Origin of the sequence: Cohnella thermotolerans DSM 17683 (assembly GCF_000429825.1) — a bacterium.
Taxonomy (GTDB): domain Bacteria; phylum Bacillota; class Bacilli; order Paenibacillales; family Paenibacillaceae; genus Cohnella; species Cohnella thermotolerans.
Map to the genome: position 1 here is coordinate 22,533 of NZ_KE386960.1, position 11,616 is coordinate 34,148.

The window sequence follows — 11,616 nt, forward strand, 5'->3', positions numbered from 1 at the left end:
TGGAATAACGATGGAAAAAGGTTCGAATCACTTTTGAAAGCGCAAGAGAACAAACGACAACAGAGCCGACAAGGCGATCACAGCCGCGCCCAAAACATAGACCATCCTGACGCCCAGCGTATCCGACGCGAGTCCGACGAGGGCCATAGAGACGCCCGTTACGGTCGAGAGCAGAATGCTTCTTGAAGCGTAAACGTTCGGCAGGGCCGAAGCCTGCATGCTCGTCTGAAGCGCCGTTTGCTGCGCCACGTCCCGAATCTGATAGGCGGGTCCCATCGCCACGCAGAGGAGCAGGGCGAGCCAGGGCGTGCCGTTCAAGCCGTACAGCAGCGTAAACAGGCTAAAGAGAAAGGAACCCGCCGCCATGCACATAATTAAATGCCCCTGGATCATTCGCGCCAACAGCCAGGCGAGCAGTCCTCCGGTGATCGTTCCGACAAAGTAGCTGGCGTTAATATATCCCCACCACTCTTCGCCCCGATGAAGCGCTTCTTGTACATAAACCAAAGAGACCGCTCCTACCCAGATCGTCCCGGCCATTCCTTCCAAAACATCCATCAACGTGACGATGCGAAGCGTGCGATTGCGCCAAAGCAAGCGCCAGCCTTCCCGCACGGCCTCCCATTTCGTCTGCCGAACGATGGGTTCCGGCTGCTCCTCGCGTTTAAACCTGCGGGCCAAATCGGCTAGGCAAAGGACGGACAGCCACCATAATCCGACCGAGACGGACAATGTCGGCCTCGGCCCGAGCGCCAGGATGATCGAACCGGTCAAGGTGTATCCGACAAATTGAGCGGTCTGGCTTACCATGGATAACAAGCTGTTCGCTCTCACCAGCTCCGACGGTCCGACCAGCTTCGGGGGGAACGAAGCAAGCAGCGGATTCCCCCACCCTTCCAGCAAAGCGATCAAAAGAACGAATAAAAGCAGGATGTAAGTGCGGGAAGCGATGAACGGAAATCCGAAGACGACCGCCGTAAGGAGCAAAGCTTTGACCGCTTGAAGAACGACAAGCAAACCGGAGGAACGGAATTTCCGCAGCAGCAGCGGCGCGGTCAAACCGGCCGCGATGCCCGCAAGCGCCTTGAGAAAAGGAAACAGGGATGCGATAAAGGCCGATCCGGATTGCCGATAGATTTCGATCGTCACGACCATGATATAAACGACGTCCGCCAACGAAATGCAGGTCTCCGCAACGGCGAACGAATAAAAAGAGCGGTGCCGACCGCTCTCGATCCTAATGTCGCTCATCTATTGTTTTCTCTCCTTGAAGCGTGCAGGCCTTGCGATGCTGTCCTCTTTCAGAATGATCCGCTGAATGGGCTGATGCTCCGCAAGCAGCGCCTTCATCATCCGAAGGGCGGCCCGATTGCCCATCGTTTGCTGCAATGTTCCGTCCCGATGTCCGGAAGATCGATTCCTGCGTTTGGCCAACCTGCTCCACCTCCCTTCCAACATACCGCAATCTTCTTATTCGTACAAGCTTCTATCCAAACGTCGCGCATGCCCACAAAATCGCGCAATGAGGCGAAATGATCGAAGCCGGTGGAACTCCGCGCCTTCATCCGGTTTGCCGGCTTCGTCGGCGCTTCTCCGCGCCAGTATGCTTTATCGGCGGGGCGCCTATGATGTGAAAAAGACGCATCCGTCAGGGACGAATGCGTCGCGATACCACCCTAGTTCGACCGCAGCCTGCAATGGCTGGCGGTCCTCGTTCGGATAACGGTCTTGGCCGGTCACGGTTCTGGATTCCCGTACGGCTCGCAAGGCGGGTAGGAGTCACTCCGATCGAGAAACCTTGCAGCCTTCGGGTTTCTTCTCTGGGCGACGGGACCGGACTCTTTTACACAATAAGTACGGCGCCGTCAAGGCCGTTGACGAAGGAATAACGCCTAAAATCGGGATAAGGATTGCGGCGTGTTGGCCTTCACGCTTCCGGTTGAATGATGCCATTGCCGATGAAATTCGCGGACACGGGCGGCTTGCCCACTTCGCGGGCCCATACCGACAATTGACCGATATGATGGATTTCATGGGCGATGATATGCCGCATGATTTCCCCCCACGCGTCCACAACACTTCCGTCGTAGCGAGGATCGACGAAGGGGCGCGTCTCCAGACTGTCGTTCCAGGCGTTGACGAACGCTTCGACATCCGGCCGGTACCTCTGGTCCAACGCTTTGACTTTATCCAGCGTGTTGAAGTTTTCGAAGTCTTCTTGGAAGTCCGGCTTCTCCTGCACCCCTTGAATCCAGCTCCATTCGACGTCGACGATGTGAAACAACGTCTTCAGAATGTTTCCGACGCCGCCCGTCCGGGGGCGAAGCAGCTCCTCGGGCGCAACGTCTTCGCACCATTGGTACCATTGCTCTCTTACGATCCAGTTATAGCGAAAAAAAGGTAGCAACCCCATCCCTCCTCAGCTTTGGAACTGTCCTTCGTCTGTCGGTTTCAACTCGATTCTACCATTCGGACTTCCTTCATGAAAGATGGCCGGGAAATCCGCAAAAAAAGATTCGGTCCCGGACCGAATCCTTTTTTTGCGGCAGGAGCCCGGAGTATTATTCCGAGTCCACGTTATGATAGACCTGCTGAACGTCCTCCAAATCTTCGAGCGCGTCGATCAACTTCTCGAACGGCGCTTGCGCTTCTTCCGGCAGCGAAACGTACGTCTGCGGAATCATGGTCAGCTCCGCGACGGTAAACTCCGTGACGCCGTTGTTCTTGAACGCTTCCTGAACGTTGTGGAATTGCTCCGGATCCGCATAGACGATGACGGAATCGTCCTCTTCCACCACGTCGCGAACGTCGACGTCGGCTTCGAGCAGAAGCTCGATCACTTCGTCGACGGTTTTGCCCGCGACGCCGATGACGGCGGTCGCATCGAACATATACGCCACCGAGCCGTTCACGCCCATGTTGCCGCCGTTCTTGTTGAACGCGGCCCGCACCGCTGCGGCCGTCCGGTTCACGTTGTTCGTGAGCGCGTCGACGATAACCATCGATCCGTTCGGTCCGAACCCTTCGTAGCGAAGCTCCACGTAGTTTTCGTCGGAAGCACCCTTCGCTTTCTCCAGCGCGCGGTCGATAATCGCTTTCGGCACGTTGTATGTTTTCGCTCTCTCCAGCACGACCTTCAGCGCCCGGTTCGCCTCCGGATCCGGTTCGCCCTTCTTGGCCGCTACGTAAATTTCAACGCCGAATTTGGCGTAAATGCGGCTTGTATTGGCGTCTTTCGAAGCTTTTTTCTCTTTAATATTGTTCCATTTGCGTCCCATTCTCTGCTCCTGCTTTCTTCGGGATTGTTCGTTTCACATTTTATCAGATGCGACGGATATTTTCTATCGGTCCTTATTCGAGAATGGGACGAGTGTCGGCCGTTCAGGCGGCGAAAGCGCGAAAGCCCGATTTGTACACCGGTCTTACGGGCAGAATAGGTTCCGGCACCCGGTTGTACGGCTGATCGTTCGCGGCCCGGACGATGGCCTTGTACAAGGCCTTCGGCGTCATGGCAGGCGAACCGCCGTTGATTCGCGGCATCGCCATCGCGTCGGTCCCGGCGCCGACGAGACCGGGGCGGACTGTGAAGGCGTAGCGGATGCCCGCTTGCTCCAGCACCTTCTCGACGGTTGGCGTATATAAACCGTACGGATAGGCGAACGTATCGATCGCATGCGAATTCAACTTTTTCAACGTATCGACGCAGCGCTTCGTATCTTGCGTAATTCGCTCGACGTATTGCGCCTCTGTCTCCTTCGTTCCGTTCTTGACGAGATAAGCGGTCAAGCCGTCATGCTTGCGGTCGATTTTGTAGTGCAAGGCGTCCGTATGAGGCTGGACCTCGATTTGCGGATCCGTCTTCTCCATGTCGGCGATTTCTTGAGGCGTCATATGCGGAACATAAACGTGCGCGTTCGGCCGCATGTCGCCCGTAATGACGAAGCAGACCCCGCCGAGCGAACGCTGCTTCAGAATCGGATATGCGTATTTATAAAAGCTCTCATACCCGTCGTCGAACGTAATAAGCGCGGCGTTGTCCGGTACGGAGCCGCCGTTCTCGAACGCCCGGAACTGCTGCAGCGTAATGAAGCGGATGCCTTTGCGTTCGAGGTAGTCCAGTTGGGCGGCGAATTGATCGGGTGTGACGATGTCACCGCCCCGGACGGACGGATCGAGATGGTGCCACATCAGGACGGCGACTTTGCCGCGGTAGAGCACCGGTTGACCGTTGTCGGAAGCGGCGTCCACCCTGTCGGAACCGTTTCGGCTTCGGGAAGCGGCGATATGCACGGCGTGGAAATAGGCCGTCATCCGGTGCAGCACGTGCCCGGGGAGCAATGTCCGCATCGCGACGAACACGGCAAGCAGACAGAAACCGAAGGCTAACGTCCACGTCCTCATTCTCCAAAGATTGCGGCTCAAGCCGATCATTCCTCCGATCCGTCCGTGATGCGCAAGACGATTTTGCCGATATTGGCGTTGCTCTCCATTCGCGCATGCGCCGCCTCGACTTCGTTCCAGTCCCATACCGAGTCGACGATCGGCTTCAGCTTGCCGCTGGCAAAGCGCGGAAGGGCGAACGCCGCGAAATCCGCCGTCAGCTCTTCCTTCCGCTCCTTCGGCTGCGTTCGCAGCGCGGTGCCGATAATTTGCAGCCGGCGCGCCAGCAGATGGCCCAGATCGAGCTCGGGAACTTTGGCCCCGCCCATCGTCCCCACGATAATGAGCTTGCCGTCTATGGCGAGCGACGCGAGATTTTGCTCCCAATAAGGCGCGCCGACGAAATCCAGAATCAGGTCGACGCCGCGTCCGCCGGTCGCTTCCCGAACGCGCGGAGCGAACGGTCCGGCTTTGTAGTCGATCGCTTCGCCGGCGCCAAGCGCAAGACAGGCGTCGCGTTTGGCCTGCGAACCGGCGGTGACAATCGTCCGGACGCCGGCTTCGCGCGCCAGCTGGATGGCCGCCGTGCCGACTCCGCTCGCTCCCGCGTGAATAAGCGCCGTCTGGCCGGACTTCAGCCCGCCCAGTCGAAACAAATTCAGGTAGGCGGTCAGGAACACTTCGGGAATGGCGGCAGCCTCCTCGAACGACAGCGCGTCGGGAATGCGCATCGCCATCCCGGCCGGAATGCGAACCCGCTCCGCATAGCCGCCTCCCGGCAGCAAAGCCATCACGCGGTCCCCCGGCTTCCACGGACCGCTTCCTTCCTCCACGACTCCGGCCATCTCCAAGCCGAGGATCGGCGATGCGCCGGGCGGAGGCGGATACAACCCCCGTCTCTGCAGCAGATCCGCCCGGTTCAGCGCCGTCGCCTTGACGCGCACCAACACGTCCCCGGCCGACCGGTCCGGCTCCTCCGTCTCGCCGATCCGCAGCATTTTCGTCTTCTCATCCAGAAGCACCGCTCTCATGCCTGTTCCCTCCGATGACATCTCTATCGATACAGATGCGTTTATCATAACGCCAAATCGTTGCGGAATCCACTCTCATCGAATTTGCCCGCGAGATGGATGACGCCCCTGCTGGGCGTACGTAAATAAAAACTAGACGAACCGAATGTCCGTCTAGTTTTTTTGTTTATATTGGGCCGCTAAGGCCGGGTTCGGAACCCGTTCAATGCCTCTTGTTTTTGTCCTTCATTTTCTCTTTCATCTTGTTTTTCCAGTCTTCCCTTTCCTTCGACTTCTTCACGACGGTGTATTCGTAAGTGGCGCTGGCGTTCGTTCCCGCGGGAGCCGCGTAAGTCGTCATCATGACGATGCGGTCGTACGACGAGCTGCGGAGCATGTCGCGCAGGTCGATGCGGTCGTGTTCCGACATGTTCAGCAAATTCGGGAACCGGATCAGCTTCGCCGGCTTCGGTTTGCCTTTGCCGGTCGCCTTCTTGTAGGCGATGAACTGCACTTGGTAATCGACGTATTGTCCGGTCGCCTGCTCGAGGCTCATAAAGCCGTCCGCGGACGTCATCGGATCGATCGTTTCGCCGTCCAGCTTCAGATCCGACAAATACCAGCCCGCCTCGTTCGTCGCCCAGTCGGTCATATAGCGGAAGCCGAGCAGCACCTTTTGCCCCGCATAAGCGCTAAGATCGAACGTTTCCGTCTTCCAGCCGCCGGAATCGCCCGTGAACCCGGGCATGTTCGCCTTGATTTTCGGAAGCCCCTCGTCCACCACATCGCTGCGGGTATCGTCGTTCGCCAGCGACGTCCAAGTCTCTCCGCCGTCCGTCGACACCTGAACGGCTCCGAAATCCCAGCCTTCCTCGATTCGATACGAAGTGTCGAACGACAGCCTCGGCGCCGTCCGTCCGGTCAAATCCAGCTCCTTGATGAGGAAATTGTCGGCCAGATCCCCTTCGTTGCTCCATAGAACGGCGCCTTTCTCGGGGTCTTGAAAGGTCGTCCAGTTCGTTTTCAGGAAGTCGATGCCTTTAAAATACAGATGCTCGATCTTGGAGTCCGGTTCGATCACCTTGAAGTCCGTCCCCCACGCCGGCGCTACGTTGTCGGGCAGGACGGAAGCGTCGACATTCGGCGTCAGGCCGATGGAGGTGAACTTGTACCGGTTCTTGTCTTGGCCGCCGATGCCGCTCTGACCGTCCAGCATGACCGCGGTCATGTAATCGGCATACACCTGGGCGAACGTCTCGTCCGCACCGACTTCGGCGAGGGCGTCTTCGACCCCTTCGATACCCTGCTTCCGGTTATGAAACTCCGCCTGAATGAACGGTTCGCCGAAGCGCTCGTAGAGATACAACTGGAACAAGTATCCCGTGCCGTAGTCGCCGAGAATTTGCAGATCCGATTGGTCCCCCCACATCGTGAGCGAATTGCGGAGGTGGTTCATGAAGAAATCGACGTGCCCTTGCGAATGGCCGTAGCCGACGAGATATTGGGCGAAGTCCGACAGGCCTTCGTTGACGAAGTTGTCTTCGTTCGGATCGGTGTCCCGGTGAAGCAGATGCTGGAACTCATGGGCGAACACACCCTCGTACAGATAGGGCGAAGCCGCGTCCGGCCCCGTGCGGTTCAACCAGTCGTAGCAATCGACGGTCATGACGTTTCGGTCGGTCAGGTCGCTGATCGCCGGCGAGAAATACCCCGCGATATAGCTCGGGTAGTTCGGATCTTCGTAGCTTGCGTCCTTGATATTGTCGATCAGAATGACGGTGCGTCCGATCTCGTCCTCGTACAGTCCCGGAATAGCCGCATTCTCGCCATGCCGCTCCGCCGGAGGCGCGAAGAAGGAAATTTCCTTCTCGTAAATCCGGTTATCGAATTCGTTCAGCAAATAACGAACTTGCTCGTCGGTAATTTCCACCTTGCCGTTGCGGGGATCTCCCTCCGGAAAGCTCAAATCGTTCGCGACCCAGACTTCGCCGTACGTTCCGACGGCGCGAAGCGTGAACGGGGTGAGCACGTATCGTCCGGTGAGGTCGTTGTGCGTGATCCAGTTTTTGGTCGTGCCCACATCCGACTCCGAGACGCTGCTCTTGGCCAACGCCCGCGCGCTTCGCTGGACGCCGGTCAAATCCAGCCGATTCTCCGCGAGCACTTCCTCGGCCGACTCGGACCGCAGCTTGGGACCGATGTCCTCCACCTGCGGATCCGCATTGTAGCTGCGGTTCGCCGCCGCTGCGAAGGACGGCAGGACGAGGCTTCCTGCCAACGCTAGGGATAGCAGCGCGCCGAATGTTTTTCGAGGCTTCGACATTATGTATTTCCTCCTCTTCTATTATTCTCCAACTCTCGGATAGTTCAAATAATAGCAAGAGAGAGAATTTCGAACAGTGCCGATTTGACCGGTTTTATGAAAATCCATTTTCTCTTTCTTTCGACAACCGCAACCGGAACGATAGCGAACGGTTTCGAAAATATAGCCGAACGAGCGCAATTCGATAGACGGCACACTCGCAAATAGACGGAAAGGCGGCGGACTTTGGACCTGCGGTTATCCAAGTGGGCACCGCATTCGGACTAAACGGAGGAGGCGCTTCCGGACGAGCCGTTCGAAATGATAATGCCATTAGACCCTGGGGGCGCCGATTGACCGGACAAAGCGGGAAGTCTGGACGGACGCTCCGATAATTTCAGCGACAAAACGGAGCAGGGAGGGATTCGACGTCGTCTCGACGATCGTATTGAGCCTGAACCCGTGCTTGCGGCAATCGTCCACGACGCGCTCCCTTCCCCAATAACTTTGCGGATGCAATCGAGCCGTCTCGACGCATAAGGCAAAGGCTATGTTTAACCTCAATGTTGATTTTTAGTTAAAGAAAAACCGCCCTGACGGGCGGTCGATTTGTTCAGCTAACGTTTCGTTAGTTTAGCATTGGGAAGGGAGATGTTTTAGTACCGAATGCGGTTATTGTTCCAGAGAAGGTCATCTTCTGAAACGAACAACGGTATGGCTTTTGCAATGCGGGCAGACCAGTCCGTCTTTATAACCGCTCCCCCTCAGGAACGGTTGCGTTCGAAGCTTTGCGGCGATTGTCTTTCAATGTCTTGGCGCCCACAGCATGATGGAGACGCCGAGCAAACATACGGCCGCGCCGATCCAATCGTAGAAGTCGGGCGTCTTCCCGTCGACGAGCCACCCCCATAGCAGAGCCATCACGATGAAAACCCCGCCGTAAGCGGCGTACACGCGGCCGAAGCTCGGAAACGATTGGAACGCAGGGATGACGCCGTAGACAATGAGAATGACGCCGCCGAAAATGCCGTATCCGACAGGCCTCGATTCCCTCAACCACAGCCAGACGAGATAACCTCCGCCGATCTCCGCGAGGCCGGCAAGTACGAAAAGTACAACGGATTTGAACATGAGCCCTTCCCCTATGAAACGGTTGAATACTACCACCTTAAGGGAAAGGACCGTACGTTGCAAGAGATCGGCAAGGATGAATGGCGCTTGTTACCTGTAAACTCTCACGTCAAGAGAGTCGAGGCTTTTGAACTCGTATCCCCGTCCCCGGGCATCGTCGATAATTTTCCCCAACGCCTGAGCGTTGTCCCGCGATACGGCGTGAAGCAGAATGACCGCTCCGGGATGAAGCTGATTCATGACGCTCGTATAGGCGTAGTTCCACCCCATCTGACGGTTTGTCTCCCAGTCCCGGTAGGCGATCGACCAGAAGACGTTGGTGTAGCCTAGCTCCCGGCAAACGCCGAGCATCCGGTCGTTGAAGATGCCCCTCGGCGGCCGAACGAACCGCATCGTCTGCTGTCCCGTAAGCCTCGCGACTTCCCGGCTCACCTTCTCCAGCTCTTCCTTGATTTGCGCGTCCGACACTTGCGTCATATCCGGGTGGCTCCACGAATGGTTGCCGATCAGATGGCCTTCGGCGGCCATTCTCTTCAGCAATTCAGGCTGATCCTTGACGAAATGGCCCGTGACGAAAAAGGCGGCCGGCACCTTCTTCTCCTTCAAGACGTCGAGAATTTGGCCGGTATAGCCGTTTTCGTACCCGTTGTCGAACGTCAGATAGAGCTCTTTCTTCTCCGTGTTCCCCAGGAAAATGGCCTCGTGCTTCTTCAGAATCGGCATAAATCCTTCTTCGGCGATGGAGGGAAGCTCGCCTCCCTTGCTCTTCTTGAAGCCGAAATGATAAGGACCGCCACCGTTCGCAGACGAAGGCGCCGCATCGCACACGAACCAGGATAAAGCCGCCATGAGCAATACGGCTGCGATTTTCCTTTTCATCCATCGTTCACCTCCGCGTTGACATATCGATTATCCTTTGTCGGAATCGAGCCGGATATGCATCGCGCTTCCAACGGAGCAAAAGCATGGAAAAGGTCCGGAGATTGCCTGATCGTCAGGGCCCGCCCGCCGAACGTTCCTTACAGCTGTCCGAATAAAAGGGGAAATGTCGAAGTCGGTTTATACTCTTTTTATCCCCTTTTAACGGAAGCATAATGGAAATCGAACCAAACCAATCCATTCCATAAAAAGGAGGGGCTGCAGCCATGATGGAAAACCATTATGTTGCGGAGAAGCTGATGGAATACCGGTTGAAGGAGGTGGAGCAACAAACGCGCCGCGGGGATTTCGTCCGGGACGATCAGCCGGATCAACAGCAGGTCAAGAAGCCGCGATTTGCGCTTCCCGCGTGGTTGGGCATTCGAAGAAGCGAAACGAGCCGACTCCGATAATCGATCGGAAGCCGGCTCGTTTTTTTAAAGTCGCCATCCAATAATAAATACCCTCAAGCCCCGCCGAACGCAGAACGTTCGTTCCCGTTCGATTCGGAGTGAATGAATCCTCCCGGCCTGGAAAAACTACGTCCTGCATTTCAACACTTTCGGATCATGGTGACGGTATGAATCGCTGGCTTCGCATGCTCATTCGAATCGGCGCAACGGTCCTCATCCTGTTCGGCACGACGTTAAGTCAAGCCGGCAGGCGCGCTCAGGCGGATCCTTCCTTGCCGATCGTAGCCGATCAGGGACTTTATGCGATCGAAGTTTATCCGGCCCGCCATCGGTTGGTCTTACTGACGCAAGGGCGAGTGTTCAGAACGTATCCCGTCGCCGTCGGCAATCCGTCCACGCCCACCCCGGTAGGCGAATACCGGATCGTCTTCAAGGGGAAAAACTGGGGCGCCTCCTACGGTCCAAGGTGGCTCGGGCTTGACGTTCCTTGGGGCGTATACGGCATCCACGGCACGAACAAGCCGCACTCGATCGGAAGGCATATGAGTCACGGCTGCATTCGCATGCACAACCGCGACGTGATGGAACTTTACGAGATCGTTCCGGTCGGAACGAAAGTGACGATTTACGGGCATGTGCTGGGCGGGCTGTTGCAGGAGCCGCGAACGTTGGCCGAAGGGGATATCGGAGGGGACGTGCAGCTTATCCAATCCCGATTGAAAAGCGCGGGGTACTACAAGGGCGTATGCGACGGCAAGTTTCGGTCCGGCACGACGGAGGCGGTGAAAAAGCTGCAACACGATCTTCATCTGCCGCGAAGCGGGATCGTGTCGCTTCGTATCTACGAATCGCTCGGCTTGCTGGAATAGCCGCAACGGCGGTTGCCCATAAAAATTCGGAACCCCGCCTCGAACCGGAACCTCCGCCGCCTTCGATCCATAGTTTATATAGACTAATGACCCGATTAACGGAGGTAATGGTATGGATCGATTTTTTCCGCCCTCAGGATTTGGTTTTCGTCCGTTCTTCCGCCCGTTTCCCCATCCCTTCTTCCCCAATCGCTTCCTGTTCCCGTTTTTCTTCTTCTCGCCGTTTTTCTTCCCTTTCTTCCGGGACGGAGACCAGCAACAGCAGCAAATGGTATACGCCCATCACCCCGTCCGGCCGGGCGATACCATGGAAGGGATCGCTCACCAATACAACATCCCGTATACGATGCTGGAAGAAGCGAATACGCACTTGACCAATCCGTACGCGCTTAGTCAAGGCGAGACGGTCGTGATTCCCCGTATTTCCAACATGTACTGCCAGAAGACGTACACCGAGATGGCCATGCCGGCCCAATACAGTCAACAGAAGTAACATGGGGAATACGGGCAGCGAAAAAAAACGAAAGAGGCTCGGATTTTGAGCCTCTTTGGCGCGCATGCGGCGGAGATTGCCAAAGTGGCTCAGATTTTGA

Annotated in this window: 12 protein-coding genes; 2 read left to right on the forward strand and 10 right to left on the reverse strand. The window is 56.7% G+C overall.

Annotated elements, in window-relative coordinates; all coding sequences use genetic code 11:
• Window positions 1–27: 27 nt before the first annotated feature.
• From G485_RS0121415 to pdaA, 9 genes are all read right to left on the reverse strand, one after another.
• Window positions 28–1,251, reverse strand: a complete 1,224-nt coding sequence (locus tag G485_RS0121415) for an MFS transporter (RefSeq protein ID WP_027094215.1) — start codon at window positions 1,249–1,251, stop codon at window positions 28–30.
• Window positions 1,252–1,434, reverse strand: coding sequence for a hypothetical protein (locus G485_RS0121420; RefSeq protein WP_027094216.1), 183 nt, complete (start codon window positions 1,432–1,434; stop codon window positions 1,252–1,254).
• Window positions 1,435–1,927: 493 nt separating this feature from the next.
• Window positions 1,928–2,407 carry a DinB family protein gene (locus tag G485_RS0121425; RefSeq protein ID WP_156922539.1) on the reverse strand — a complete coding sequence of 160 codons (480 nt, stop codon included), beginning with the start codon at window positions 2,405–2,407 and terminating at the stop codon, window positions 1,928–1,930.
• Window positions 2,408–2,561: 154 nt separating this feature from the next.
• Window positions 2,562–3,278 (reverse strand): YebC/PmpR family DNA-binding transcriptional regulator, encoded by a 717-nt coding sequence (locus G485_RS0121430; RefSeq protein WP_027094218.1) that lies wholly within the window; start codon window positions 3,276–3,278, stop codon window positions 2,562–2,564.
• Window positions 3,279–3,381: 103 nt separating this feature from the next.
• Complete coding sequence (locus tag G485_RS27680; protein WP_169732352.1) at window positions 3,382–4,422, reverse strand: polysaccharide deacetylase family protein; 1,041 nt, start codon at window positions 4,420–4,422, stop codon at window positions 3,382–3,384.
• A gap of 5 nt (window positions 4,423–4,427) precedes the next feature.
• A complete protein-coding gene (locus G485_RS0121440; RefSeq protein ID WP_027094219.1) occupies window positions 4,428–5,411 on the reverse strand; it encodes an NAD(P)H-quinone oxidoreductase in 984 nt (327 codons plus the stop codon).
• Window positions 5,412–5,613: 202 nt separating this feature from the next.
• A complete protein-coding gene (locus G485_RS27685) occupies window positions 5,614–7,713 on the reverse strand; it encodes a choice-of-anchor J domain-containing protein (RefSeq protein ID WP_051318471.1) in 2,100 nt (699 codons plus the stop codon).
• A gap of 783 nt (window positions 7,714–8,496) precedes the next feature.
• The gene (locus tag G485_RS0121455) at window positions 8,497–8,823 is read right to left on the reverse strand and encodes a YnfA family protein (protein WP_027094220.1); all 327 of its coding nucleotides are present in this window, start codon (window positions 8,821–8,823) and stop codon (window positions 8,497–8,499) included.
• A 90-nt stretch (window positions 8,824–8,913) separates the two neighbouring features.
• Window positions 8,914–9,702: a delta-lactam-biosynthetic de-N-acetylase gene (gene pdaA / locus G485_RS0121460; RefSeq protein ID WP_027094221.1), complete on the reverse strand. Its 789-nt coding sequence runs from the start codon at window positions 9,700–9,702 to the stop codon at window positions 8,914–8,916.
• Between the two features lie 266 nt (window positions 9,703–9,968).
• Here pdaA and G485_RS0121465 point away from each other — a divergent pair, with 266 nt between their 5' ends.
• Both G485_RS0121465 and G485_RS0121470 read left to right on the forward strand, forming a co-directional pair.
• Entirely contained in the window at window positions 9,969–10,154 is a 186-nt protein-coding gene (locus G485_RS0121465; protein ID WP_027094222.1) for a hypothetical protein, read from the forward strand.
• 167 nt (window positions 10,155–10,321) lie between these two features.
• A complete protein-coding gene (locus G485_RS0121470) occupies window positions 10,322–11,023 on the forward strand; it encodes a L,D-transpeptidase family protein (RefSeq protein ID WP_035157632.1) in 702 nt (233 codons plus the stop codon).
• A gap of 133 nt (window positions 11,024–11,156) precedes the next feature.
• Here G485_RS0121470 and G485_RS31600 read toward each other — a convergent pair.
• Window positions 11,157–11,616 (reverse strand): hypothetical protein (locus G485_RS31600; protein WP_420805814.1); only part of this gene is annotated, 460 nt, incomplete at its 5' end.

Coding starts and splice junctions, on each gene's coding strand:
- G485_RS27685 (WP_051318471.1), bottom strand. CDS start 7,713: ATGTCGAAGCCTCGAAAAACATTCGGCGCGCTGCTATCCCTAGCGTTG.
- G485_RS0121455 (WP_027094220.1), bottom strand. CDS start 8,823: ATGTTCAAATCCGTTGTACTTTTCGTACTTGCCGGCCTCGCGGAGATC.
- G485_RS0121465 (WP_027094222.1), top strand. CDS start 9,969: ATGATGGAAAACCATTATGTTGCGGAGAAGCTGATGGAATACCGGTTG.
- G485_RS0121430 (WP_027094218.1), bottom strand. CDS start 3,278: ATGGGACGCAAATGGAACAATATTAAAGAGAAAAAAGCTTCGAAAGAC.
- pdaA (WP_027094221.1), bottom strand. CDS start 9,702: ATGAAAAGGAAAATCGCAGCCGTATTGCTCATGGCGGCTTTATCCTGG.
- G485_RS0121470 (WP_035157632.1), top strand. CDS start 10,322: ATGAATCGCTGGCTTCGCATGCTCATTCGAATCGGCGCAACGGTCCTC.
- G485_RS0121440 (WP_027094219.1), bottom strand. CDS start 5,411: ATGAGAGCGGTGCTTCTGGATGAGAAGACGAAAATGCTGCGGATCGGC.
- G485_RS0121415 (WP_027094215.1), bottom strand. CDS start 1,251: ATGAGCGACATTAGGATCGAGAGCGGTCGGCACCGCTCTTTTTATTCG.